At 58.3% G+C, this 23,972-nt stretch carries 20 protein-coding genes and 1 tRNA gene; 16 read left to right on the top strand and 5 right to left on the bottom strand.

The genetic code is table 11. The annotated features are described in order from the left end of the window. Positions 1 to 84 precede the first annotated feature (84 nt). The 4 genes from D1224_RS16360 (at position 85) to D1224_RS16230 (ending at position 1,535) form a co-directional block, all read left to right on the top strand. Positions 85 to 297, top strand: a complete 213-nt coding sequence (locus D1224_RS16360) for a hypothetical protein (protein ID WP_147372425.1) — start codon at positions 85 to 87, stop codon at positions 295 to 297. A gap of 145 nt (positions 298 to 442) precedes the next feature. After that, positions 443 to 682, top strand: coding sequence for a DUF3489 domain-containing protein (locus tag D1224_RS16355; protein WP_147372424.1), 240 nt, complete (start codon positions 443 to 445; stop codon positions 680 to 682). Further along, positions 682 to 807, top strand: coding sequence for a hypothetical protein (locus D1224_RS16790; RefSeq protein WP_267897107.1), 126 nt, complete (start codon positions 682 to 684; stop codon positions 805 to 807). Before D1224_RS16355 ends, D1224_RS16790 begins: the two co-directional genes overlap by 1 nt. Positions 808 to 902: 95 nt before the next feature. Further along, a complete protein-coding gene (locus D1224_RS16230) occupies positions 903 to 1,535 on the top strand; it encodes a hypothetical protein (protein ID WP_147372423.1) in 633 nt (210 codons plus the stop codon). Between the two features lie 352 nt (positions 1,536 to 1,887). Here the strand turns inward: D1224_RS16230 and D1224_RS16225 are convergent. Then, positions 1,888 to 1,977, bottom strand: a tRNA-Ser gene (locus tag D1224_RS16225). A gap of 280 nt (positions 1,978 to 2,257) precedes the next feature. Here D1224_RS16225 and D1224_RS16810 point away from each other — a divergent pair. The 8 genes from D1224_RS16810 (at position 2,258) to mazG (ending at position 9,914) form a co-directional block, all read left to right on the top strand. After that, positions 2,258 to 3,277, top strand: coding sequence for a septal ring lytic transglycosylase RlpA family protein (locus D1224_RS16810; protein WP_119380965.1), 1,020 nt, complete (start codon positions 2,258 to 2,260; stop codon positions 3,275 to 3,277). A 510-nt stretch (positions 3,278 to 3,787) separates the two neighbouring features. Next, the gene (locus tag D1224_RS16570; RefSeq protein WP_182482345.1) at positions 3,788 to 4,414 is read left to right on the top strand and encodes an SPOR domain-containing protein; all 627 of its coding nucleotides are present in this window, start codon (positions 3,788 to 3,790) and stop codon (positions 4,412 to 4,414) included. A gap of 90 nt (positions 4,415 to 4,504) precedes the next feature. After that, the gene (locus D1224_RS16210; RefSeq protein ID WP_119380963.1) at positions 4,505 to 5,662 is read left to right on the top strand and encodes a D-alanyl-D-alanine carboxypeptidase family protein; all 1,158 of its coding nucleotides are present in this window, start codon (positions 4,505 to 4,507) and stop codon (positions 5,660 to 5,662) included. Continuing rightward, positions 5,659 to 6,282: a dTMP kinase gene (tmk, locus tag D1224_RS16205; RefSeq protein ID WP_119380962.1), complete on the top strand. Its 624-nt coding sequence runs from the start codon at positions 5,659 to 5,661 to the stop codon at positions 6,280 to 6,282. The genes D1224_RS16210 and tmk overlap by 4 nt, the downstream gene beginning before the upstream one ends. After that, positions 6,279 to 7,229 (top strand): DNA polymerase III subunit delta', encoded by a 951-nt coding sequence (locus D1224_RS16200; RefSeq protein ID WP_119380961.1) that lies wholly within the window; start codon positions 6,279 to 6,281, stop codon positions 7,227 to 7,229. The genes tmk and D1224_RS16200 overlap by 4 nt, the downstream gene beginning before the upstream one ends. A gap of 10 nt (positions 7,230 to 7,239) precedes the next feature. Further along, positions 7,240 to 8,013 (top strand): TatD family hydrolase, encoded by a 774-nt coding sequence (locus D1224_RS16195; protein ID WP_119380960.1) that lies wholly within the window; start codon positions 7,240 to 7,242, stop codon positions 8,011 to 8,013. Then, the gene (locus D1224_RS16190) at positions 8,010 to 8,822 is read left to right on the top strand and encodes an MBL fold metallo-hydrolase (RefSeq protein ID WP_119380959.1); all 813 of its coding nucleotides are present in this window, start codon (positions 8,010 to 8,012) and stop codon (positions 8,820 to 8,822) included. The genes D1224_RS16195 and D1224_RS16190 overlap by 4 nt, the downstream gene beginning before the upstream one ends. A gap of 282 nt (positions 8,823 to 9,104) precedes the next feature. After that, entirely contained in the window at positions 9,105 to 9,914 is an 810-nt protein-coding gene (mazG, locus tag D1224_RS16185; protein ID WP_119380958.1) for a nucleoside triphosphate pyrophosphohydrolase, read from the top strand. A gap of 12 nt (positions 9,915 to 9,926) precedes the next feature. Here the strand turns inward: mazG and D1224_RS16180 are convergent, their stop codons facing one another. Next, positions 9,927 to 13,346, bottom strand: coding sequence for a DUF3971 domain-containing protein (locus tag D1224_RS16180; RefSeq protein WP_233350598.1), 3,420 nt, complete (start codon positions 13,344 to 13,346; stop codon positions 9,927 to 9,929). An 80-nt stretch (positions 13,347 to 13,426) separates the two neighbouring features. Here D1224_RS16180 and D1224_RS16175 point away from each other — a divergent pair, with 80 nt between their 5' ends. The 3 genes from D1224_RS16175 to D1224_RS16165 all read left to right on the top strand — a co-directional run bounded on the left by D1224_RS16175 (position 13,427) and on the right by D1224_RS16165 (position 15,824). Beyond that, a complete protein-coding gene (locus tag D1224_RS16175) occupies positions 13,427 to 13,885 on the top strand; it encodes a peroxiredoxin (RefSeq protein WP_119380956.1) in 459 nt (152 codons plus the stop codon). 192 nt (positions 13,886 to 14,077) lie between these two features. Next, positions 14,078 to 15,295 carry a peptidoglycan DD-metalloendopeptidase family protein gene (locus D1224_RS16170; RefSeq protein ID WP_119380955.1) on the top strand — a complete coding sequence of 406 codons (1,218 nt, stop codon included), beginning with the start codon at positions 14,078 to 14,080 and terminating at the stop codon, positions 15,293 to 15,295. Next, the gene (locus tag D1224_RS16165; RefSeq protein ID WP_119380954.1) at positions 15,279 to 15,824 is read left to right on the top strand and encodes a bactofilin family protein; all 546 of its coding nucleotides are present in this window, start codon (positions 15,279 to 15,281) and stop codon (positions 15,822 to 15,824) included. Before D1224_RS16170 ends, D1224_RS16165 begins: the two co-directional genes overlap by 17 nt. A gap of 53 nt (positions 15,825 to 15,877) precedes the next feature. Here D1224_RS16165 and prfB read toward each other — a convergent pair. From prfB to D1224_RS16150, 3 genes are all read right to left on the bottom strand, one after another. Beyond that, positions 15,878 to 16,991, bottom strand: a protein-coding gene (gene prfB, locus D1224_RS16160; RefSeq protein ID WP_119380953.1) for a peptide chain release factor 2 whose coding sequence is annotated in 2 segments (ribosomal slippage) — positions 15,878 to 16,921 and positions 16,923 to 16,991 — 1,113 coding nt in all. Because the reading frame shifts where the segments join, the coding sequence is not laid out codon by codon here. A 62-nt stretch (positions 16,992 to 17,053) separates the two neighbouring features. Beyond that, positions 17,054 to 19,636 carry a penicillin-binding protein 1A gene (locus D1224_RS16155; protein WP_119380952.1) on the bottom strand — a complete coding sequence of 861 codons (2,583 nt, stop codon included), beginning with the start codon at positions 19,634 to 19,636 and terminating at the stop codon, positions 17,054 to 17,056. Positions 19,637 to 19,740: 104 nt separating this feature from the next. Then, positions 19,741 to 20,874, bottom strand: coding sequence for an N-acetylmuramoyl-L-alanine amidase family protein (locus D1224_RS16150; protein WP_182482344.1), 1,134 nt, complete (start codon positions 20,872 to 20,874; stop codon positions 19,741 to 19,743). Between the two features lie 444 nt (positions 20,875 to 21,318). Between D1224_RS16150 and D1224_RS16145 the strand changes: the two genes are divergently transcribed. Next, a complete protein-coding gene (locus D1224_RS16145) occupies positions 21,319 to 23,877 on the top strand; it encodes a ribonuclease E/G (protein ID WP_119380950.1) in 2,559 nt (852 codons plus the stop codon). The last annotated feature ends 95 nt before the right edge of the window (positions 23,878 to 23,972 follow it).

Raw genomic sequence — 23,972 nt, 5'->3', positions numbered from 1 at the left:
GACGGGATGCCTAATGACCGCTTCCGGGATCTAGCAGTCTTACAGTGTCTGGACTGACACGCCATTTAGAGCATTCGTCGGGTCATGGCTCGAAACGACCTCCCGCAAAAGCTCATGGCAGATGTGACGACGGTACTGGAAGACGCGCATGAAGCGGCTGTCCAGGCTCAATCGCCGAAACTTTGCGGTTTGATGTTCGAGCAGCTGGCGGCGCTTTCAATCGCAAATGCCCGCAAGGCGGTAGAGCTTGCAGAGAGCGCGCTGGACGCTCATCGGAAAAATCGACCGGACAGCTGATTTTCGACTGGACTTCGGCGCGCAACAGAGCGTCATTGTGCAAGCGCCAGAACAGAAAGAGCGCGCTGCCCGAACCTTCGGAAAGGTCGGGCCTTCAGTCGGTGGGAGCGAAGTGACGCTCTCAGCGAAACTGAAGGAGGGCCAAATGGCCAAAACAACCAAGACCCAATCGAAGAAGAAACCTCTCACCAAGCGCGAGCAGTTGATCCAGCTGCTCGACAAAGCGGAGGGCGCCACCGTCAACGAGATGTCGGAAGCCCTTTACTGGCTGCCTCACACAGTACGGGCGGCACTGACGCGTGTTCGCGCCGGCGATAGAAAGTTGGAAAAGCTGCCACCAGAGGAGGGCGGGCGGTATGCCCGCTACCGGCTGGAGAAGGCCTGATGGCGATTTCAATACCAAGTGAACTGGAAGCCCTGCGGGATCTGACCCGCGGGGACCTCCTCGCCTTGTGGGCAGAGGTCAGTTCGAATGAGCTTCCAAAAAAGACGAGAATGGCGACCGACTGACGCCGACCTATGCCAGTTCGAAAGGACGCCGGTGGCGCTATTATGTCTCGCGAAGTTTGATGGCGCAAAAGAGTGAGGGATCCTATGGATGGCGGTTGCCGGCTGCAAAACTGGAGAAGGCGGTCGCTAAGGCTTTCAACAACTGGGCGACATCTGCGCCGGACAAGCTGCTCCGCAACCCGAGCGCAAATAGCTACTCCAAAGTGTCTGCAGCGCTTGGGCAACTTGAGCCGCCAAGCTCTTCGACCTGGAAACACTGCTTTGGTTTGCTCGATAGGATTGAGGTCAGGGCAGGTCAGTTGGAGCTCAAGATAGATGCCCAAGCTCTCTCGAAGAACATAGGCATTGATGCAAGCGAGCTGTTGAACGAGGCGCTGGTCCACACCGAAGCGTTCGTGATGAAGAGGCGCGGCGTTGAGACCGTGCTCCTGCTGGGTGCTGCAGCGCCGCAGCGGGATACAACGCTCATCAATGCCATCGCTAAGGCGCATGTCTGGATGAAGGCATGGCGTGACGGCTCTTCGCTATCCGACATCGCAAAAAGTATAGGTTGGACACCGTCGCCGCTTCGGCAGCGTTTGAAGCTCGCCTTCCTGTCGCCGGCGATCACCAAAGCTATTCTTGATGGCCGGCAGCCTGCGGATCTGAGCCTGGAGAGAATCCTGCGATCTGACCTTCCGCTGGACTGGGATCGCCAGGCTGAAAAGTTCGGCTTTGAGGTTCCCTGATCCGCTCGCCGATATTCCCTGTTATTGATAACGATTTTCCCTGTTACGGGTCGAAAAATTCCCTGTTATTCCGCGCAGGGAATTTGGCTGTAGAGCGCTGTAAACACGCGGCTTTCCAGCCCTAAGTGTCTACGTTTCCCTGTAAACATGAGCAATTTCGCTGTAAATTGGGCGATAACAGCGAAAATGCCCGCTAAGAGATCTGGCGAAATTGCCGGGTAGAGACTTCGGAGAGTATTCCGCGGCTGATCAGGGATTTCTCGGAAAGTAGAGACCGCAAGGCATGAAAAAGCCCGCCAGTGGCGGGCTTTTCGTGAATTTGCCAGATCTAGTCTTCAAATTCGAATGTGTGTGGCGGAGGGACGGGGATTCGAACCCCGGGAACGCTTGCACGCTCGCTAGTTTTCAAGACTAGTGCATTCAACCACTCTGCCATCCCTCCGCGGCGGGCGTCTGTTTCGGGCATCACGGCGCAAAATGCAATAGCAGTGCTGAACCTCATTTCCGCCGTAATCTGAAGCGACCTGACTGCTCAGGATCCTGATCAAAGAAACACTTTGTTTGGAATTTGCACCGTAATTTGAACCACTGGGGAGGCTAGTTGAGCCGATGTTTGCGCAAGCATGCTTCGGCCAGAGCTTAACCCGCGCATCAAACGAGGTCCTAGAGTGACATCGATTCCTGTGTCAGCCCGCCTTTTTACAAGTGCCATCACCCTTTGTATGGCCGCGCTGCCATCTTCAGCAGACGCCGTAGATTTTGATATATCGCAGCGGGGCAGTGCGCTGGACCTTTCGGCGCCGCTCCTCAACCCGGCAAGTACGAAATCGTCTTTCGTCGCTGCCAAGGAGAGCGGCAAGGCGTCGTGGTATGGACGTGCCTTCAATGGCAGGCCAACGGCGAGCGGCGAGATATTTGATGCGGCGCAGCTGACAGCGGCTCACCCAAGCCTCCCATTGCCAAGCCTCGTAAAGGTTACAAACCAGTCAAATGGCAGGGAGATTGTCGTTCGCGTCAATGATCGTGGTCCGTTTACAGGCGGACGCATCATTGATCTGTCGCGCCGCGCTGCAGAAACACTCGGCATGCTGGAGCAGGGGGTAGCGACCGTCACACTTGACTATCTCGGTCCGGCGCCAACGAAACAGACCGTACAGTACGACGCACCCGATCAATACGCAGCCCACGCCGCGACCCGCAGCTGGCCTGAGCCGGAGGGCAGGGGAAACCAGCCCACGCTCTACGACGACACACTCCTTGGCGGGGTTGAGCCGTCACTGGGCGTTCCTGATCCCGGCAAATCAGCTCCGACGCCGGCTAATCTCAGCAATCCGGCCCCAGCGTCTGCTCCAGCGCCCGCCACGCCGCCAACTAGCGCTGCACCAGACCAGTTCGCCAGCTACCAGCCTCAACCAAGCGATCTGCGCCCGGTTCAGGCGAGCGATCTCGCCGCCATTCCCGAGCCGTCGCCATCAGCGCCGATACAAGCCTCGGAGCCGATGCCTGCAAGCGGGCCGCAGCTTTATGTGCAAGTTGGCTCGTTCACTCGGATCAATAATGCCCAGGATGTCTCGCAGCGTATCGCATCAAGTTTCGAGACCGATATTGAAGCTGTCCGGATCAACAATGCCGATTATTTCCGTGTCTTCGCGGGCCCATTCGCAACGCGCGAAGCAGGCGAGCTGGCGAGGCAGAACCTGAAATCGCTCGGGCTCGGTGAAGGCTTCATCGTCAGCCGATAGAGCAGGGGCCATTTCGTAATCAAAACCCTACCGCAAAAGGCCAGAACTTTCAGTTAGGCTTCAAGAGATTTCTACCTTGCTGGGCTAGCTTCATCCATGACCGAATAAATCGGTCCGTGCGTCGGCAGAATGTCGGACACGAAAATATGACTTCAGAACGAGGTTGCCATGGCTTTGAACGCCAATACTGGTCTGCGTGCGCTCGCAGCGACAACACTTCTAGTGTCCATACTTCCGCTTTCTGCCCAGGCCGGACCACGGGACGCCGCACCGATAGACTTTGTCCGCATCAGCTCTGTCGAACAGGCAAGACCGACGCGGAACATTGCCAGGGTCGGGACCACCACACCTCGACTGAACCCGAAAGCCGTTCAAGATACTTGGCGCGGCCCTGTCACGCACACCGGGTCTGGCGCCTTGCCCGCAGTCCGTCGCAGAATTCATTTCTCCTACCCGGGAAGCGTACGCACGCCAGTTACTGCACAGCCCATTCAGGTAAGTGGAACGGCTTTGCCCGACCTGAACGGCGCAATCCTGAATAATGTCGCGATTTCTTCTGCGCTCTCTAGCTCTGATGGGCGCATGGTTGCCGGTCATCCGACCTTACCGCTCAACAGTCTTGCCCATGTTCGCAACCCGGAAACCAACGCCGAACTCGTGGTGCAGATCACGAGCCGGACCGCCGCACGGCGCGAGGAGACGCTGACGCTTTCTTCGGACGCAGCCGACCTGCTCGGGATATTGAGGCCATTCGGCGCGCAGGTCGCGGTCGAGTATCTAGGCGTCAGTTCCTCGGCGCCGATAGAGGCTGAGCCAGCGCCTCAGCTTTTTGAGGCTGACTTCGAACGGCCAGCCCCAGTGGAACGACCAGGCCCAGTCGAGCGGCAAGCCACCCCAACACCCGCAACAGGCTCTCTATATGTGCAGGTTGGTTCGTTCACGGAGCCGAGCAAAGCCAGCAGTGTCGCAGGCGGTATAGGCGGCGGACTATCGAGCGGTGTCCAGGCTGCGAATGTGAGAGGTCAGACCTACCACCGGGTGATGGTCGGCCCGTTCCAGTCGCGCGACGCAGCAGACAGGGCCCGCGCGAGCCTTCGCCAGCTTGGCTTTGCAGATGGCTTTGTAACGTCGGGCTGATACAGACACCTGCATTGACCCGGGTTTCAAAACGCCGTCTGTGGTCTAGGTTATCGCTTCACCGCGTTACCTATTCCCGGAGACCCGAAAATGCTTCGTCAGAACCTGCTTGCAACCCTTTCAGTCCTGGCAGCCGCGGTGCTGCCGGCGTCCGCACAGTATATCGACACTGAAGCGGAATATGCCGTCATCATGGATTATGAGACAGGCGACATCCTGTTCTCGAAGCGCGGCAGTGAAGCCATGATACCGGCGTCCATGACCAAGATCATGACTGCCCATGTCGTCTATGACGCCATCGAGCGCGGCGAAATCTCGCTAGATGATGAGCTTGTGGTCAGCGAACGGGCCTGGCGCGAGGGCGGCTGGGCCACGGGCGGCTCGACAATGGGCCTCAAGATCGGCGAAACGCCGACTGTCGAGCAATTGCTTCGCGGCGTGATCGTTCTTTCTGGCAATGACGCCTGCATCGTGCTGGCGGAGGGTCTTGCAGGTTCAGAAGAAGCCTTCGCCGACCGCATGACAGATCTCGCACATGAGCTTGGCCTCACTTCAGCAAATTTCGAGAATGCGAGCGGCCTTCCCGCCGATGGCCATGTCATTTCTGCTGCCGACCTTGCCAAGCTGGCGGCGCTTGAGATCCGTAAATACCCTCAGTATTACAAATATTATTCCGAACTCGAGATGACCTGGAATGGCATCACACAAGGCAACCGCAATCCGCTTCTCTATTCCATGGACGGGGCTGATGGCCTGAAAACCGGCCACCTCGAAGTATCGGGATACGGACTTACAGCTTCGGCTGAGCGCGATGGCCAGAGAATGGTCATGGTGCTGAACGGTCTTCCAAGCTCGCAAGCCCGGGCCGAAGAATCAGAGCGTCTGATGCGTCTGGCCTTCACGGCGTTCGACACCCGCACTGTCGAACCGACGGAAGAGGCATTTGCCGAGCTTCCGGTCTGGAATGGTGAGGCCAGTACGGTCGGTGTTCGTCTCGAAGAACCACTTCGCGTTGCCGGCCATAAGCGCGCTTTCGACCAATCCTCGACAGAGATTGTCTATGACGGTCCGATATCGGCACCGATAGAAGAGGGTCAACAGCTTGCGACTCTCGTCATCACGATGGAGGGGCGCGATGAGCCGATCACCGCACCGCTCATTGCGACCTCATCAGTGGAGAAGCTCGGCTTCATGGGCAAGGCAGTTGCGGGTCTCAGCCTTAAAATGGGGGCTGGCGGTGACCAATGAGCCGTCGCGGGCGGTTCATAACGATTGAAGGCGGCGAGGGGACTGGAAAGTCTACGCTGATTGCGGGCCTCGAAAACCACTTTCTGGATCATGGGCAGCGTGTGACCGTCACGCGCGAGCCTGGTGGCACACCGCTGGCCGAGGCGCTCCGCGGACTTGTTCTGTCGCCACCTTCCGACGAACGCTGGAGCGCGATGAGCGAAGCGCTTCTCGTGTATGCGGCGCGGCGGGATCATCTTGAGAAGCTGATTGAGCCCGCACTCGCAGAGGGCCAGAACGTGATTTGCGACAGGTTCGCCGATTCAACGAGGGTCTATCAGCGCCTTGGCGGTCTTGCCCCAGCTATTATCGAGATGCTGGACGATCTCGTAGTGGCCGACCACCAGCCGGACCTAACACTTGTCCTCGACGGCCCCGTTGAGGACTTGATGGCGCGGCGCAAGGCGCGTGGTGGCTCAGACGTTTTCGAGGCCATGCCGCTGGAATTTCACAAAGACGTCCGACAGGGCTTTCTGGACCTGGCCGCGACTCATCCCGACCGATGCACGATCATAGACGCGACCCAGCCTCCAGGTATCGTGCTGGCAGATGCACTCAATGCAATTGAAGATATGATATGAGTGAGGAGATCGCGCTTCCACTATTCGGTCACAAGGCGCCTCAGGAGAAATTCCTGAAGGCAATGGATGGTGGGCGGCTTCATCACGCCTGGATCATCGAAGGGCCATCCGGCATCGGCAAGGCGCGCTTTGCACTTCGCCTGGCCGCCATGCTGCTCGGCGCGCGACCTGCAAATGATGATGACAGGGCGGCCGCGAGCGAGAGCGATCCTGTCATCCAGAAAGTGCTGTCATCGGGCCATCCGGACCTGAAGCACGTGCAGCGTGCGGTCGGGGACAAGGGCAAGCTGAAGCAGGACATCGCCGTTGATCAGATCCGGGAGCTGAACCAGTTCTTTTCCCTGAAACCCGCCCTTGGCGGATGGCGTATCGGCATCCTCGATTCACTTGATGAGATGAATGCCAACGGCCGCAACGCGGTGCTGAAAACGCTCGAAGAACCGCCGCCACGTGCGATCCTGTTCCTGATCTCGCATGCAACCGTTCCCGTACTCGCGACGATCCGCTCGCGTTGCCAGACGCTTCGTCTGACCAGTCTTTCAAAGGACGAAACGCTCGCCGCTTTAAAGGCGCAAGCCGTGGAGGCGCCCGAACAAGTCGCTGACCTGGTCGCCGGTCGGCCCGGCCGCGCGGAAGCGCTGACCGGACAGAAAGTGCTGGCCGCGTCTCATGCCGCGCGAAGTTTCCTCAAAGCTCTTCCGAAGCCTGCTGACGCTGTACTTTCAACGACAATCCAGGCGGCCGCAGAGGATCAGGCCTCCTTCGGCGTTTTCGCCGAAGAGCTGATGGGTTGGGTCAGCGAAAAGGCCGAGCAGTCACCAGCATGGGCAGATATCTGGTTCCAGCTTCACAATATCGTGGCATCGCAACGCAATTTGCACATGACCCCCATTCAGGCCGCGTCGAAGCTGGTTTCGACCCTTCAAACCAGCGCCGGGAAGGTTTAAGTCGCAACCCATGTTCGACACCCACGTAAACCTGCATGCAGAGGCGTTCGAGGACGACCTGGAGGAGGTGCTCACGCGTGCCCGCGAGGCGGGGATTCGGCGGTTTCTCGCGATTTGCGACCGCTTCGACAGTTATCAGAAAGTGAGAGCTATCGCGGACGCGAACAGCGACATCTGGAACACGGTTGGCGTCCACCCGCATCACGCAAAGGATTTTCCCGATCTGAAAGTCGACGACCTGTTACACGCGGCAAGGGACCCTCGCACGGTTGCGATTGGTGAGACCGGACTGGACTTCCATTACGGCTACTCTGCTGAAGCCGAGCAGGTGGCCAATTTCCGTCGCCATATCGAAGCGGCTCGGCGGTCGGGACTTCCGCTCGTGGTTCATACACGTGAAGCTGACGACCTGACCGCGCGTATCCTTGAAGAAGAATACCAGAACGGACCGTTCGGTATATTGCTCCATTGCTACACAGGCGGTCAGGAGCTTGCAGATCGCGGTTTGGCGCTTGGGGCGTATTTTTCAGTTTCCGGCATTCTGTCCTTCAAGAATGCGAGAGATGTGCGTGCCGTCATCTCCACAATCCCACTGAACCGGGTAATTCTCGAAACCGACTGTCCGTATCTCGCGCCCGTGCCATACCGTGGCCGCAGGAATGAACCAGCATATCTGCCACATGTCGCTGATGCGCTGGCAAGGCTCCATGGGAAAACTCGCGAAGACATCACTTCAATATGCGAAGATAACGCATTGACTTTATTCAATAAAGTAGGTATATGATCGCAACAGCACGCTTTACGTTTCTCGGCACCGGCTCATCGGGTGGTGTGCCGCGCGTCGGTAATGACTGGGGCGCTTGCGACCCGAATGAGCCGAGAAACAGGCGCAGACGATGCTGCGTGCTTGTCGATGCAGGCCCCCTGGATAGACCTGACGACTGTACGCGCATCCTGATCGACTCGTCGCCAGAGCTGAGAGACCAGCTACTCGATGCCGAGGTCCGTCATCTGGACGCGCTCGTCTACACCCACGACCATGCAGACCAATCCCACGGCATTGACGATGTCCGGGCGCTGGCACTGCGCATGCGCCGCCGCGTGCCGACCTATCTCGATGCTCGCACCGCTGAGACGCTGACAAAGCGCTTCGGCTATTGTTTTGAGGGGCATGGCGGCTATCCACCCATTCTCGACCGTCAGGACGATATCGTTCCGCTTGAGCCGTTCAGTATTGATGGAGAGGGAGGGACGGTAAGTCTTCTGCCCGTCGAACAGATGCACGGGCGGATCATGAGCCTCGGCTTTCGCATCGGAAATCTAGCTTACTGCAATGACCTTCATGATTTCCCGCCCGAGACCCTCGAGGCGATTGCTGGCGTCGATATCCTTATCCTCGACGCGCTACGCTACACCGAACATCCAAGCCACGCGCATCTTGACCGGGCGCTGGGTTGGATCGAACAGCTCGCGCCGAAGAAAGCATGGCTTACCAATCTTCATATCGATCTCGACTACCAGACGCTATGCAACGAACTACCAGCGCATGTGCGGCCCGCCTATGACGGCCTCACCGTAGATTTCGAGCTATGACCGCAGCGCATTATTTCCCATAATATTGATTATGCGACTTTTGTTATGAGCGGCGGGGCCACACCCCCGGCTAGTCTTTGCTGCTAGTTGAGCCAGATTGTCAGCGACACTCATGCAGACGCCGCCAGCGTCTCTGACAGTTACGATTTGCGCGTGCGGCTCTGCCCCGTCTCATGTAGAAACCGCCCTATCGGGCTTTGAATCGACTGGTCCGACGGGGCCAGTTAACGTCTCGGATATTCGTACGAACCGCCAATCATCAAACCGGAGCGCCTGCTTTTCATGACAAAACCCTCCGACAGCGAGTTTGAACGTCTCAGATCCATCATGCAGCAATTGCGCAATCCCGATGGTGGCTGCCCGTGGGATCTGGAACAGACTTTCGAGACGATCGCACCTTACACGATTGAGGAAGCCTATGAGGTTGCCGACGCGATCGAGCGCGGCGATTTTGTTGATCTGAAGGATGAACTGGGCGACCTTCTGCTTCAGGTCGTATTCCACAGCCAGATCGCGCAGGATTCCGGTCTATTCGATGTTGAGGACGTTGCACGTAGCATCAATGACAAGATGGTCCGGCGTCATCCACATGTGTTCGGCGACGATGAAGAACGCGATGCCGACACGCAAACCGAAGCCTGGGAAGCAATCAAGGCGCGTGAACGTACCGCCAAGGGTACGGTCACTGATGACACGTCCGCGCTCGCCGGCGTCGCGAAAGCGCTCCCTGCACTTATGCGCGCAGAGAAAATCCAGAAGCGCGCAGCGCGCACCGGTTTCGACTGGACTGAGCCGCGCGATATCCTGATGAAACTGGATGAGGAATGCGACGAGGTTCGAGAAGCGATCGACAGCGGCGACCTCGACGCCATAGAGGATGAAATTGGCGATCTTCTTTTCGTTGCAGCCAATCTCGCCCGGCGCTTCAAGCTTGACCCTGAAATCGCGCTACGCCGTTCGAATGCCAAATTCGAACGCCGGTTTCGCACCATGGAGGAACTTGCAGCCGCTCAGGGGCAAAGCTTCAATGAGCTGTCGCTTGATGATCAGGGCGATCTCTGGGACGAGGTCAAACGCCTGGAAAAAGGCTGACAGCTCGGCTGCCTAGTTGGCCTCCGTTCCCGGTGCGGGCTCGATGAATTCGGCATCGGGCATAGGCGGTGCCGGTGGCATCTTGTTGGGGTCGACAGGAATACCCTCAGGGATCGACGTATCGGCTGGATTCTCGAAAATGCGGCGCAGGATCCCTGGCGTAACGGCTGACAGCGGATTTACAGTCACCTGAGCACGATCAGTCGTACCGCGCACCGAATAGGTCAACGAGAAGATCCCTTCCCCTTCGCGGCCGACGAAAAGGTCGCCGATTACAGGCACGCCGCCCAACATTGAGTTCATTCCGAAACTCGGCACGAGGACACCGCTGAGACGGATCTCATCGCTCTCCTGTTCAAACCAGCCATTGAGTGTGAGGCCCAATGCGGGGCCGTTGGCGCGCGCACCTTCAATTACAAACCGTCCCGACTGAACGGCGACAGGGACGCTGATATCGGTGAACAGCACCCCCTCCCCACTCAGCGTGTCAGCCAGTCCCCGCAGGGATGCCAGCGACAGCACTTGCGTCAGGAACGGCGCGTCGCGCATGCGGACGTCCGAAAGCTCAAGCCGCAGACGCGCTGGGTCCGAGCCACGCGCAAGATCACCGTTCAGGCTGAGAGAACCACCGGTCAAGAAGTCCTGTTGCAGCAAGGCGCGCATGAAGAAGCCGGCATTATCGCTGTCCAGGCTGATACGCGCAGGTTCTTCGGCCGTCGGCCCTGTATAGACGGCGCTCATCTCGCCACCTGTTTCGATTGTGCCATCTGCGCGAACCTCGCGAACGCCTGTTTCCGAGCTGATGAAGCTCAAGGACGCGTCCTCAAGATCCAGACCGCTGCGCAGACGAAGCGTATCAAGGTTCGCCGAAAGCACGATCGGCAGGCTGATACCCGATGCATTGCCGCCCATGGATGCGAAGTCGCCAAAGAACGCACTCGCATCTAGGAACGCGCCGTTCAGTTCGCTGACAAGCTTGCCATTCTGTTCGCGGCGAACGCTACCGCTCACATCCATGAAGCCGTCATGGAACGCCTCGCGAACGTCCAGTGACTGAAGCCTTCCGGCCTTGGTCAGGATGACGTCCCCGTCAAAGCGCGCCTTTTCGCTCAGAAAGCGAAAGGTCGATGCGTTCGTTTCCGATTTCGCGTCATAGGAGAGCGTCGCGCGGGCGGACTCTCCGACCGGCTTGATGTAGCCAATCTCGGAAATATCCACGCGTGACTGCTGGAGCTCGAAACCGACCTCGACACCCGCAATGCCGTCTGCAGCGACTTGCGCCTGCAACTCTACCGGAATGTCCTCAGACACGTAGGCCCGCCCGACAATTCCGAAACGGTTCAGGAAGTCAGGCGACACGAACGCGCTTGCCGATAGATCAGCTGTATCGCCGCCATCATTGAATTCGTCGCGCCACGTAAATTGTACGGGCGCAGGGCCAAGATCCCCGAAGCCGGTTATAACGAGGCGCATATTCTCCAGCGATACGTCTACTCTCATATCGGTGAGGTCGAGCCCCGGCAGCGCCTCGGCGAGCATCCCATCGGTGACCTGCGCCTTGACGGAAATCTGCATGTCCTCAACCGGAACGTCGTCAAGCGCCGGACGCAACAGCTCAATTGTCGCTACCGCATCGCCGGAGAAACGTTCGGGATCGAGCGCGTCGGGATTATCTCGCATCAGGCGCGAACCCGCGATATTTCGCATGACGTTGACGAGAGGCCCCTGCCCCTTCGCCGATACGCGGAACAGCTCCCCCTTCGGATTAAACCTTGGAAAGTGAACGCTGCCTTCGTTCAGTACCCAGCCGTCATAATTCCCTTCGCTCAACTGCACCTGAAGGCCATTCCCGGTCAGCCTACCGCTACCGATGGCGTCCGTGACAGGTGGCAGATCTTCAAGGAACTTCACAGCCGCATCTTCGATGAAAAACCGAACCGTGAGGTCTTCATCCCGCAGAAAGCCCTCGGCGAAACTGTCCCGCTGCAACTCAAGCCTGTAATTCGCTGCTGTCACGCGCCCTTCAAGGACTCGATTCTGCGCGAAAACACGTGCGCCTGCACCGAGCGTTTCAGGCCAGAAAGCCAGCACCTGGTCCTTGGTGATTGTCCCGACTGCCTCGCCCTGTGAGGCGATCTCAAAAGGCAGCTCCCCCTCTTCCGCATCATTTACAGGCGCTATGTCCGCCGCACCGGCGAATTCAATGCCGAGCGTTTCTACCGCATAGGAAGAAAGCGCGACCGCTGTGGTCCCCAAATCGAGCGTGCCTTGCAGGGCAACGCCATCAAGATCCCAGACATCAGGAAAATATGGCGTGAAATCGAGTGATGTACGCTCAGAGGAAAGATCAAACGCAATCGTTCCATCCTGGCGCACCAGGCCATCGACCCAACCGCTGAATATGCCTTCGGCCCGTTCGGTCTCTATTGCCAGATCGCTGAAAGTCAGCCGGTCTTCGGATGGTGAATAGGCGGCGTCGAAACGCAAGGTTTCAAATTCGAAATCACGCCCAGCAAGCGTAACTCTGCCTTCATCTGCGTCCGCGGCAAGGCCGAGACCTGCAATACCGGCCTCTTCCTCATAGGTCAGGCCAATGGTGATATCTGCCGGAAAACCCGCGACAAGAGACCCCCCCGCGCCAATCCGGGTTGCGAGGTCCCCTATGCTCCAATTGGTAATACCGACCTCGAAATCGAGCGCGGTGTAGCCTTCTGGGACGCTAAGCGATGTCGTCACATCCCCGGGAAGCCCCATCCCCTCCCCGCTTCCGGACAAGGTCGCTTCAAGGCCGCTGCCGGTCTGATCATACCGGCCGTTTGCTTCGTCCATGACCGCCATGATGCCGCCGGCCTGATCAAAAAAGCGCAGCTCCATATTCTCGAATGCGGCAACTTCCAGCGTATTTGACGACCGGCTATCCTTCAGCGCATCCAGAAGGTTGGCGAGAGTCGAATTGGAAAGCGCGAGCCACCCTTCCGGCGTGTTCGGCAAAGTGCGCGCTTCGAATTCCGGTAGCGGCTCGCCCGCAAACGTCCATTCAGTTGGTGAAATATTGCGCACATCTGCCCAACCATTACGCAACTGCGTTTCGGTCACTTCAACGCGCCCAAAAATCAGGGAGCCCGCGTCCAGTGTGATGACGGCCTGCTCTGCTTCGCCGGCCAGCTGGCCGTCATTATCGGCGAGTTTCAGGCCGTTGGCTGCGAAGATGACACGCCGGTCTGCCGGCGACCATTGCAGCGCCAGCCGATCGATGTTGACGTCCCGGCCGTCGCGCGCGGCGACGAGAGCATCTTCGACTTCACCTTTGAAAAGACTGAGTTCTACAGGCCCGCGCGATAGCATGTAGGCAAGCGCCACGGCGCCCGCGATCGCCAGCAACAGGATGCCGCCAATGATCTCTAGCGTAACAATAGCTGCAGTCTGTCGCACCAAGGCCTGATTGTCTCCTCTACGCCAGCCGATAGGCTCGGCTTAATCTTTCAATACAGCAGAAATAGGACAATCCAGCGATGTCATCAGTAATATCTGCAGGCGATCCCGCTCCGCACATTCAGCTTGAGACAACCAGCGGCACCGTTTCCATTCCCTCTGACAGAGGCCGGGGCCTCATCCTTTTCTTCTATCCAAAGGACAACACGCCGGGATGCACGAACGAGGCCAAGGATTTTTCGGCGCTGAAATCTGACTTCGACGCAAAAGGTTTCGATGTCGTCGGCATCTCTCGTGACAGCCTTCAGTCCCATGAAAAGTTCATTGAAAAGCAGGCGCTTACCATACCACTCGCCGCAGATGAGGAAGGGTCTGTCTGCGAGGCGTTCGGGGTCTGGAAGGAAAAGAACATGTATGGACGCAAGTTCATGGGTATTGAACGCTCTACTTTCGCGATCAGCGCTGATGGCATGATTATTGAAGGTTGGCGAAAGGTACGCGTTAAAGGACATGCAGACAAAGTGCTGTCTGTACTTTAACTAATTCTGCATCGACACAGTCAAAACTCAGGCGAAATTAGTAAAATTTTTTATCGATTGTGAGAAAAATGCGGCAACTTTCTGGATTCGCCCTTTTCCGAAGCGAACAAATTGCGTTAAACATTACCGCGAGGGTGAGCTGTGGATAAATTCACAGCGCGTGTAAGAGTAAAAGCAGAGGCGGGGCCGTCTATGAAGCGAAAGACGATGAAAATCGGGGAGCTTTTCAGTCGCCTTTTTCCCGAACGGCAAATTTACCATCGAAGCGGTGGTACCGTCCGCTATTTCACTGTCTCTCCTCTTCAGCAGTCCGTTCTCTCCATAGCGATCGCGGCCGTCGTCGGCTGGACGCTCTACGCTACGGCCAGCCTCGTCTTCATCCCGAACAGCACGCTTTCTGCGCAAGGTCAGCAACAGATCGACAAATATGAGCGATGGGTTCAGGAACTGCGCGCGCGAGATGCTTTGTCTCGCTCCCAGCTCGTCGAACGCACCGAAGCCTTCCAGGAAGCCACGGTCAGTTTTGAACAGCGTCACCGCACGCTTGAGGTGATGCTCGATTCGCTTCGCAATGGTGGTGAGCTAGAAGTCGCCGCGCTACGCGGCGATGGCAGCGCCCTTCTCGTCAACGCATCTATTGAGGAAGCTGACCGGCGCCAGGCCCGAACGGATGCACAATATCAGGAAGCCAGCGCGACCAGTCCCGGTGTCCGCGGCCAGATCGCCGAACTCCAGCGCGAACAACAGGCCTTTCTCGACGAAGTCGAAGATATCGCAATCGAACGCGCCGAAGCCGCACGCGGCGTCCTCCGCCTGACAGCTGTCGGCACCAATCGTATTGCCGAAACCCGCGAAATGGGTGGTCCTCTCGTCCCGTTTGCAAATCTTGCATCCGGTAACTTCGACACGCCCGAAGAAGCCATGTTCGCTGAGCGCGTCTCGCAGGTTGCCGCTCGCATGGAAGAAGCCCGCTTCTATCAGTCAGTCGTTTCCACACTGCCACTCGCGGACCCGGTCGGCGTGCCGTCGCGCCTGACCTCCGATTATGGCCTTCGGGTTGACCCATTCAATCAGCGCCCTGGCTGGCACAATGGTGTAGATGTCGGCGCCTACTGGAACGCCCCGATCACGGCAACCGGTCCAGGTACGGTCAGCTTCGCCGGCACCAAATCCGGCTATGGTCGCATCGTGGAGATCGACCACGGGCATGGCTTCAAGTCTCGTTACGCACACTTAAGACGCATTAATGTCGATAAAGGTGATACAGTCGCGATTGGCGACGTTGTGGGCGCTATGGGCTCCACCGGCCGGAGCACCGGCCCACACCTTCACTACGAAGTCTGGTTTAATAACAAACCATACGATCCAGTTGAGTTTCTGAGGGCAGGTAAACATGTTTACGAAGAATAAGGACGGCGCATCCGCACAGAGCTATGTGCCGCCAGCTGACGCAAGCAAATCGGCTGCAAGCCGGACCGGAGCCCGCTCGACCGGCGTTGCTTCCATCATCTGCAACGACATGGAAATCAAAGGGTCGATCAATTCAGAAGGCGCCCTTCACATTGACGGTGTTGTCGATGGCGACGTAACAGCGGGTGACATCACAATTGGCGCAACCGGTAAAGTTATCGGCGAAGTCAAAGGCGAGGCAGTGAAGGTCAAGGGCGAAGTCCTTGGTTCCATTCGTGGCCGCCGCGTTGAGCTCGAGACCGGCGCACGCGTCGAGGGCGACATCCTGCACGCCTCTCTCAGCATTCAACCGAACGCAATTTTCGAAGGCCAGGTCAAACACGCCGAAGACCCGCTAAAGACCTCTGCTCCAAAAGCCGCACGTCCCGCCAGCGGCGACGCGGCTTCATCCGCAGCCAAGCCAGCCGCGACGGACAACAAGTCGGCCAGCACAAGCGCCAGCAGTGCGCATGGCTCTGCTCTCTCCTGATCAGGCGCTGAACTAATCAAATTAGACGGCCGCGCAATTGCGCGGCCGTTTTCTTATGCGTCTTCGTCGTTTCCAGCAGAAACATTGTGCGCGAGTGAGGCGCTCAGGAAGCCGTCGAGATCTCCATCAAGCACACCGCCCGTATCAGACGTTTCGTGACCGGTCCGCAGATCCTTGATCAGCTGATAAGGCTGCAGCACATAGGAACGGATCTGATGTCCCCAACCGATTTCGGACTTGGAATCGTGGCTGTCCTGCACGGCTTCGCGGCGCCTCTGAAGCTCAAGCTCGTAAAGCTTCGAACGAAGCATCTCCCAGGCTTTGGCCCTGTTCTGATGCTGCGATCGGCCGGCCTGACACGCCACAACAATGCCCGTCGGGTCATGCGTCAGCCGGACGGCGGAGTCGGTCTTGTTGACGTGCTGACCACCTGCACCGGAGGCCCGATAAGTGTCGGTCCGCACATCGGACGGGTCGATATCGACTTCGATCGTCTCATCGATCACCGGTGACACCGTTACTGAGGCGAAGGATGTATGACGTCGGGCCGATGAATCGTAAGGTGAGATGCGCACCAACCGGTGGACCCCCGATTCCGACTTCAGCCAACCATAGGCATTAAGGCCAGAGATCAGCAGCGTTGCTGACTTGATACCCGCCTCGTCGCCCTCATGGGCATCGACTTCCTCAACCTTATAGCCGCTGCTTTCTGACCAACGCACATACATGCGACGCAGCATCGAAGCCCAATCCTGGCTTTCGGTGCCCCCTGCCCCGGCGTTGATCTGAAGGTAACAGTCATTGGAATCAGCTTCGCCGGACAGCAGCGCCTGAAGCTCTGCCTTGGCAGCGCGCTCGCGCGCTCGTTTCATATTGGCCGAGATATCCTGGATCAGGTCATCATCTCCGTCCGCAAGCTCGAGCAGTTCGCGGCCGTCAGCTGCTTCCTGCTCCAGCTCCTGAACGGTATTGATTCCGGTCTCCAGCTGCTGGCGCTCGGCCATCAGCTTTCGGGCCTTTTCAGGATCGTTCCAGAAGTCTGGTTGTTCTGAGAGGGCGTTGAGCTCGTCTAGGCGTTTCTGGGCAACGTCCCAGTCAAAGACGCCTCCTCAGCAGCGCGGAGGACTGCTCAATTTCATCAATAAGCGAGAGAATTTCTGTCGACATAAGATCTTCTATGTTTTCAGTTGGTTACAGGCTGGCCCGAATGCACAAATCTGAGCGCCCGGTCAATAAATCCCACCCAGGTTTTCATCGGCAATATCGTCGCGGTCTTCAGCCTCCGAAATGCCGTTCTGGCCGAAGCCTTCAGATGACGGATCGGCAAGGTCACCAAACATTCCGCTTGTTGCGCCCTGATTGCCAGAGATAGAGAAGTCGTCCTCTTCATCGAACACCGCGCCCGGTTCCGTACCAGGACGGAAGGCTTCGACGATGATTTCGCCGGAACTGGCCGTCGGCAGGCCGCCCGTATCGTGGTCCACGGACACAAGCCTCACGCCTGGTGGAATACGGAATGGCATTGCCGGGGCATCTTCGAGCACTTCTTCCATGAAGCTGACGAAGACAGGCAGAGCGACAGAGCCACCCGCCTCACCATTACCGAGGGTCTGCGGCTGGTCGAAGCCGACCCACACGCCGACAACGAGGTCAGGCGAAAAGCCATAGAAGAGTGCATCGAAATAGTCGTTCGTCGTACCGGTCTTCCCAGCAAGTGGCTTGTTGAGGCGCGCGGCACGGCGTGCGGTGCCGCGCTCGACGACACCTTCCAGCATATGCGTGACCTGATACGCGATGACAGGGTCAATCAACTGCTCACGATTGTCTTCCAGTTGCGGCGGCTCCTGGCCCTCCCAGCTCTCCGCAAGGCAGTCCTCGCAGGCGCGCTGGTCGTTGCGATATAGCGTCTCGCCATAACGATCCTGAACGCGGTCGAGCATGGTAGGTGTAACGTCCTTGCCGCCATTCACGAAAGAGGCATACCCGGTCGCCATGCGCCAGGGGGTGGTTTCGCCAGAACCCAGTGCCATGGCCGGGAAACGCGGCAGGTGGTCGTAAAGACCGAACCGTTCCGCGAGACCGGAAACATCTTCCATGCCGATATCAACCGCGATGCGTGCCGTCACCTGGTTGAACGAACGCTCAAGTGCGGTGCGCATGGTCACTTCGCCATAACTACGTCCAGCCGAATAGTTTTGCGGCTTCCAGGTCGTCCCCGACCCTTCATCATAATAGACGAATGGCGAATCCAGCATCTGCGTTGAAGGCGTATACCCGTTCTCGAGAGCGGCCGCATAGACAAACGGTTTGAAGGCAGAACCCGGCTGGCGCATGCCCTGCGTCACACGATTGAACGGGCTCTTGAAGAATGAATATCCGCCCACCATCGCCAGGACGCGGCCGGTATGCGGGTCAAGCGCAATAATCGCGCCTTCGACTTCGGGCACCTGTTTCAGTCGCGCACTTTCGGACGGCACGGAAATCCAGTCATCCTCATTGCGGCGCTCGCCTTCTGCGGCAGGCTCTGCGCCATCGCGAAGCGTTTCGGTACGCTCCACATCGACGAGGATTACATCGCCGCGCGCGAGCCCTTCCCCGCCTTCCGGACGGTCCCAACCGCTCGCCCAGCGAACGTCCTCTTCCGGCATGCGTGTCGTACGGCCGTCATTCAGAACAATGGTAGCGGCATCGCTTGCCACGTCGCGCACCATGCCGGCTTCCCAGTCGCCATAGCCTGCCGGGCGCTCCACTTCCTGAAGCTGCGCCGGAACATCACCTGATGCATCAATTGACGTAAAAGGGCCGCGATAGGAATGACGGCGGTCATAGGCTTCAAGACCGGACTGCAGGGCCGTCTGTGCTGCAAGCTGCATCTTGGAGTCCAGCGTCGTGCGGATTGATAGACCGCCACGCTCGAGCGCTTCTTCGCCATACTCCTTTATCAGGTCACGGCGAAGTTCCTGCACGAAATAGGTTGCGGCAGCGTATTCAGGCCCACGCAAGCGTTCGACCACTTCAAGCGGCTCGGCTTTCGCTTCTTCAGCCTGCTCTTCGGTGATGTAACCGTCTTCGAGCATGCGGTTGAGAACATAATCTCTACGGGCAAGCAGGCGCTGCGGGCGTCGATAGGGATTCACCGTGGATGGCGCCTTGGCTAGCGAGGCGAGAATCGCCGCCTCTGACAAATTCAGCTCTGGCAGCGACTTGTTAAAGTAGATCAGCGCGGCAGAACCGACCCCATAGGCCCGCACGCCAAGATAGATTTCGTTCAGGTAAAGCTCGAGTATCTCATCCTTGGTGAAGGTGTTCTCCATGCGGCGCGCAATGATCGCCTCTTTCACCTTGCGTTCGATACGCTGGTCGCGGGTGAGTAGCATGTTCTTGGCGACCTGCTGGGTTATGGTCGACCCGCCCTGAAGATTTCCATCGCTGCCCGACAGCTTGATCTGCGCGGAATTGATCGCGCCACGCATGATGCCGACATAATCGAGGCCGCCATGCTCGAAGAACTTCTTGTCTTCTGCCGCGACGAAGGCCTGTTTCACATGGTCCGGGATGGATTCAATCGGCACGAAGACGCGGTGTTCGTCCGCAAACTCGGCGATGAGCGTGCCGTCACCGGCGTGAACGCGTGACGTGATGGGCGGCTCATAATCGGCGAGACGCTCGTGCGATGGAAGGTCTCGCGCGAGCGATGCCACCCAGATCATGACGGCGATAAAGACTAGCGCGCCTATAATGACGAGACCGATGGCGACACGGCGCGCCAGCTTCCAGGTCAGATAGCGTCTCCAGACCGGCTGTTCACTCATTCAGATTTCCGTCCCTGCCCAGATTTGCGTTCGCGATAGCGTCGCCTCGCATCATTCCATGACGAGAGTAAGGCGTGCCGGCGGCAGACGAAAGTCGAAAGACGCTAATTTACTGCAGTGTGCGCCGCCGAACGGTCGAAATAGGCGTCGATCGCACGTGCAATCGCTTTCGCCGAGCGCTCCCGTCCATCAGCGGATGCCAGTCTCGCCGCATCGGCGCGGTTTGTCAGGAAGCCCACCTCGATCAGCACGGCCGGCACATCAGGCGCCAAAAGGACGAAGAAGTTTTCCTGCCGGTGACTGTTTCGGACGATCGGCCCGGCAGAAGCCAGCTCAGGAATAAGAATTTCGGCAAAGATGGCCGAATTGGTCTTGGTTTCGCGCTTGGTGAGGTCGGTCAGGATGCTTGCAACCTCGTTCGATGTCCCATCCTCGACCGGCAGGTGCCACCCATACTTGTTCGCCACCGGATCAACACGGTTCTGCCCCCGGGAATTGAGCGTATAGACCGTCGCCCCGGCGACAGAGCGATTGGCCGCTGCGTCGGCATGTATCGAAATAAAGAGATCGGCGCCCCAGTTGCGGGCCATCGTCACCCGGTCTTCATGTTCGACATAGGTATCGTCATCGCGCGTAAGGTGGATGGTATAGCGCCCACTCGCCTCAAGTGCACTCTTGAGCGAAAGCGCTGTTTTCAGGACCACATCTTTTTCGCGGGTCGAATCAGTAGCCAGTGCGCCGGGGTCGCGGCCGCCATGACCCGGATCGATCACGATTACCTGTTTCACTGGCGAAAGCGATGCCAGCGTCGTCTCTTCGGCGCCGGGCACTTGCCCGCCGCTGAAGGCGGCTCTGCGGTCCAGGTCGATGGCCGCGTCCCTGTCGAAGCGGTCTGGAGAGACCCGCACGAGGTCAATCACAAGCCGATGACGCGGATCTGACACGGTCGGGCCGATATTCAGGGCGCGCGACACGGTGACAGCATGAGAAAGATGAAAAGCGATACCACGCGGCGACACCTCGTAGGTGGTCACAGCGCCCGCTGGAGGCGGCGTTTCAGCCATTTCATCGAGACGGAAGTCACGGAGATCAACAGCGATGGACCGCATTCCTGTATCACTGAGCGAAAAAATACCGTGCGCCAGCTCGCCATCGGCTGCGAGAGTGATTCGGATATACTCCCCTGCCCCCTCGACCCGTATCTCATTGATTTCGGTTGCATAGGCATGACTGATCATGCCCGCCAGGAACCCGATGAGTAGAAAAAACGCTCGAAACATCTCGCCCACAGCCTGCTGGAAATTGACTTTATTGCGTGACGGGAAATGTGCACACCCTTCATTAATCAAGCGTTTACTGTCGCTGCTGGCACTGCCTATTTTGCTATTCTCTGATTTTATAGCTTTTCTTTAGGCTCAGCTTTCGGCATGGTCGGACAGACCTCTATTTGGAGGCCAAGACCATTTCCCAGATGGTATGCGAACGGATCAATAGTCCGTGCATGGCCTGATCGGACACGGAACAACTTGTAATGTATCTTTCGCCACTGAAAGCATCGTCGAGACTAGCGCCTACTGGCGCGCAGACGCGCTGGCGCAGGATATCCCGTCACAACTTAACTGGCGTTCGCTGCAGCACGGTCAATTACCGCGCCGCGCCGCCAGATCACAAGGCGATAAGCTATGAGCAAATTGATGCTGATCGATGCGGTCCACCCGGAAGAGACCCGGGTGGCGCTCGTTTCGGACGGACGCGTAGACGACTTTGACTTCGAAACCGCAGGCAAGGAACAGCTAAGGGGCAACATCTATCTCGCGAAAGTCACGCGCGTAGAGCCATCCCTTCAGGCCTGTTTCGTCGAGTATGGCGGCAACCGCCACGGTTTCCTCGCCTTCAGCGAAATCCATCCCGACTACTACCAGCTTCCTCAGGAAGACCGCGAAGCGCTGCTTCAGGATGCGGCCCGCGCCGCCGCTGAGGAAGATGAAGACGATGTCGACGACGAACGCGACATCGATGATGAAGACAATGACGGCGAAGAAGATTCAGATGCCGATGAAGCGGCCGCCGAAGCAGCAGCTGCCAAGCCAAGGCCTCAATCGAGCTCGAAGCGCTACAAGATCCAGGAAGTAATCCGCCGCCGGCAGGTCATGCTGGTTCAGGTCGTCAAGGAAGAGCGCGGCAACAAGGGCGCCGCCCTCACCACCTTCCTGTCACTCGCGGGTCGCTACAGCGTCCTCATGCCGAACACCCCACGTGGCGGCGGCATCTCCCGCAAGATCACAAACGGTGCAGACCGCAAGCGCCTGAAGGAAATCATGTCCAGCCTCGACGTGCCCAACGGCATGGGGCTGATCGTACGGACGGCTGGCGCCAAACGTACCAAGACCGACATTCGCCGCGACTATGAGTATCTCCAGAAGCTCTGGGACAATATCCGTCACCGGACCATGGAATCGATTGCGCCCTGCATCATCCATGAAGAAGGCGGCCTCGTTCACCGCGCCATGCGTGACATGTTCGACAAGGACATCGAGGAAGTCATCATTCAGGGCCAATCGGCCTATCGCGAGGCAAAAGACCTCTCGAAGATGATCATGCCGACGCAGGCGCGTAAGGTGAAACAGTGGAAGTCCGCTGCCCCGCTTTTCGTCTCTGAATCGGTCGAGGACCAGCTTGATTCCATCTTCTCCCCCACGGTGCAGATGAAGTCCGGCGGCTACCTCGTCATCAACCAGACCGAGGCGCTCGTTGCTATCGACGTGAACTCCGGCAAGGCGACCAAGGAACGCAATATCGAGCAGACCGCTCTGCGTACCAACCTGGAAGCGGCCGAGGAAGCCTGTCGCCAGATGCGCCTGCGTGACCTTGCAGGCCTCGTTGTCATCGACTTCATCGATATGGAGGAGAACAAGAACAACCGGGCTGTCGAGAAGAAGCTCAAGGATTGCCTAAAGATCGACCGCGCGCGCGTTCAGTGCGGAAAGATCTCGCAGTTCGGGCTTATGGAAATCTCGCGCCAGCGCCGCCGCGCAGGTGTGCTCCAGGCGACATCCGACCCATGCGAAGCTTGCAACGGTACTGGCCGTCGCCGTTCCGTCCCGTCAGCAGCACTGCAGCTCCTGCGCGCGCTCGAAGCACGCGCGGCTGGTGGTGGTCTTTCATCCATCACCGTTCACGCACCGACTGACGTCGCGCTCTACCTGCTGAACAACAAGCGTGAAGCTGTTACCGACATTGAGGAGGTCGCCGGTTTTGCGATCTCGATCAGCTCGTCTGACGAACTTCTGCCGGGCGACTTCCGCATTGATGCGGAAAAAGACCCGAACCAGAAGTCGCGCCGCAATCGTAAACAGGATCGCAGCCGCCACATCATCGGTGATGAGGATGACGACCAACTGCCAGATGAGGCAGAAGATGCCAGCGCTGAGGACGACACCCAAGAGGCTGACGCGTCCGATATTGACGGCGAAGAAGATGCCGACAATGAAGCCGCCGCTGACGATCAGTCGGATAATGACGACCAGTCTGGCGGATCGCGCAAGCGCAGACGCCGTGGCCGCCGCGGCGGTCGCCGCAGACGCCGTGAGCCAAACCCGATCGTTCCTCTCGATGGCGGCGCGCTTCTCGATGGCCTTGCCCATAGCGCCCCGGCCATGCTGGACGAAACACCGCCTGCCCTGCCCGACCCGGACGAGGCGAGCCGCGCCACGGCATCCCAGCCGCAGCTAGCAAAGACCGTGGCACTTGATGCGGTCAAGCAGGACGCAGCCGATAGCAATGGTTCGTCAGACGATAATGGCAATGACGCGGAAAGTTCTGACGACAAACAGGATGAGAAGCCTCGTTCGCGTCGGTCACGTTCACGCCGCAGAGGCGGCAAGCGCAACGGGAAGCCGAAGAACACCGAAGCAGAAGCCGAGACCACAGCCGAAACATCTAACGGCGATGAGCAGGCTGCAGAGACGAAGGCTACGCCGGACGTAGCGCCAGCTCCGGTCGAAGCGAAGCCTGAGCCGAAGGAAGAAACGCCTGAAGCTGTGGCCGCAGAGCCTGCCACCGAAGAAAAAGCTGAAGAGCCCGCGCCTGCGAAAACATCAGCCGTCTTTGAAGAAGATAAGCCGATCGCAAGCGAACCTGTCCTGGTGACCGACGAGAAGCCGGCAGACCAACAGAAAGAAGAAGCGTCCAAAAAGGACGAAAAGCCCAAGCGACGCGGCTGGTGGTCCCTTCGCCGCTAATGCCGGTAAGTAACCGATAGCCCGGCCAGAGCATTACGGTACGGGCCATACGACAAAAAAGCGTCAGTCCGCGGACTGACGCTTTTATTTGTTCG

It is taken from the genome of Henriciella barbarensis, from assembly GCF_003576345.1.
Taxonomy (GTDB): Bacteria; Pseudomonadota; Alphaproteobacteria; order Caulobacterales; family Hyphomonadaceae; genus Henriciella; species Henriciella barbarensis.
The sequence above is the reverse complement of the archived record's forward strand: the minus strand, read 5'-3'. Positions and strand labels throughout refer to the sequence as shown.

Coding starts and splice junctions, on each gene's coding strand:
- D1224_RS16360 (WP_147372425.1), top strand. CDS start 85: ATGGCTCGAAACGACCTCCCGCAAAAGCTCATGGCAGATGTGACGACG.
- D1224_RS16200 (WP_119380961.1), top strand. CDS start 6,279: ATGAGTGAGGAGATCGCGCTTCCACTATTCGGTCACAAGGCGCCTCAG.
- D1224_RS16165 (WP_119380954.1), top strand. CDS start 15,279: ATGTTTACGAAGAATAAGGACGGCGCATCCGCACAGAGCTATGTGCCG.
- D1224_RS16355 (WP_147372424.1), top strand. CDS start 443: ATGGCCAAAACAACCAAGACCCAATCGAAGAAGAAACCTCTCACCAAG.
- D1224_RS16790 (WP_267897107.1), top strand. CDS start 682: ATGGCGATTTCAATACCAAGTGAACTGGAAGCCCTGCGGGATCTGACC.
- D1224_RS16145 (WP_119380950.1), top strand. CDS start 21,319: ATGAGCAAATTGATGCTGATCGATGCGGTCCACCCGGAAGAGACCCGG.
- D1224_RS16155 (WP_119380952.1), bottom strand. CDS start 19,636: ATGAGTGAACAGCCGGTCTGGAGACGCTATCTGACCTGGAAGCTGGCG.
- tmk (WP_119380962.1), top strand. CDS start 5,659: ATGAGCCGTCGCGGGCGGTTCATAACGATTGAAGGCGGCGAGGGGACT.
- D1224_RS16190 (WP_119380959.1), top strand. CDS start 8,010: ATGATCGCAACAGCACGCTTTACGTTTCTCGGCACCGGCTCATCGGGT.
- D1224_RS16175 (WP_119380956.1), top strand. CDS start 13,427: ATGTCATCAGTAATATCTGCAGGCGATCCCGCTCCGCACATTCAGCTT.
- D1224_RS16150 (WP_182482344.1), bottom strand. CDS start 20,874: ATGATCAGTCATGCCTATGCAACCGAAATCAATGAGATACGGGTCGAG.
- D1224_RS16210 (WP_119380963.1), top strand. CDS start 4,505: ATGCTTCGTCAGAACCTGCTTGCAACCCTTTCAGTCCTGGCAGCCGCG.
- D1224_RS16810 (WP_119380965.1), top strand. CDS start 2,258: ATGGCCGCGCTGCCATCTTCAGCAGACGCCGTAGATTTTGATATATCG.
- D1224_RS16170 (WP_119380955.1), top strand. CDS start 14,078: ATGAAGCGAAAGACGATGAAAATCGGGGAGCTTTTCAGTCGCCTTTTT.
- D1224_RS16195 (WP_119380960.1), top strand. CDS start 7,240: ATGTTCGACACCCACGTAAACCTGCATGCAGAGGCGTTCGAGGACGAC.
- mazG (WP_119380958.1), top strand. CDS start 9,105: ATGACAAAACCCTCCGACAGCGAGTTTGAACGTCTCAGATCCATCATG.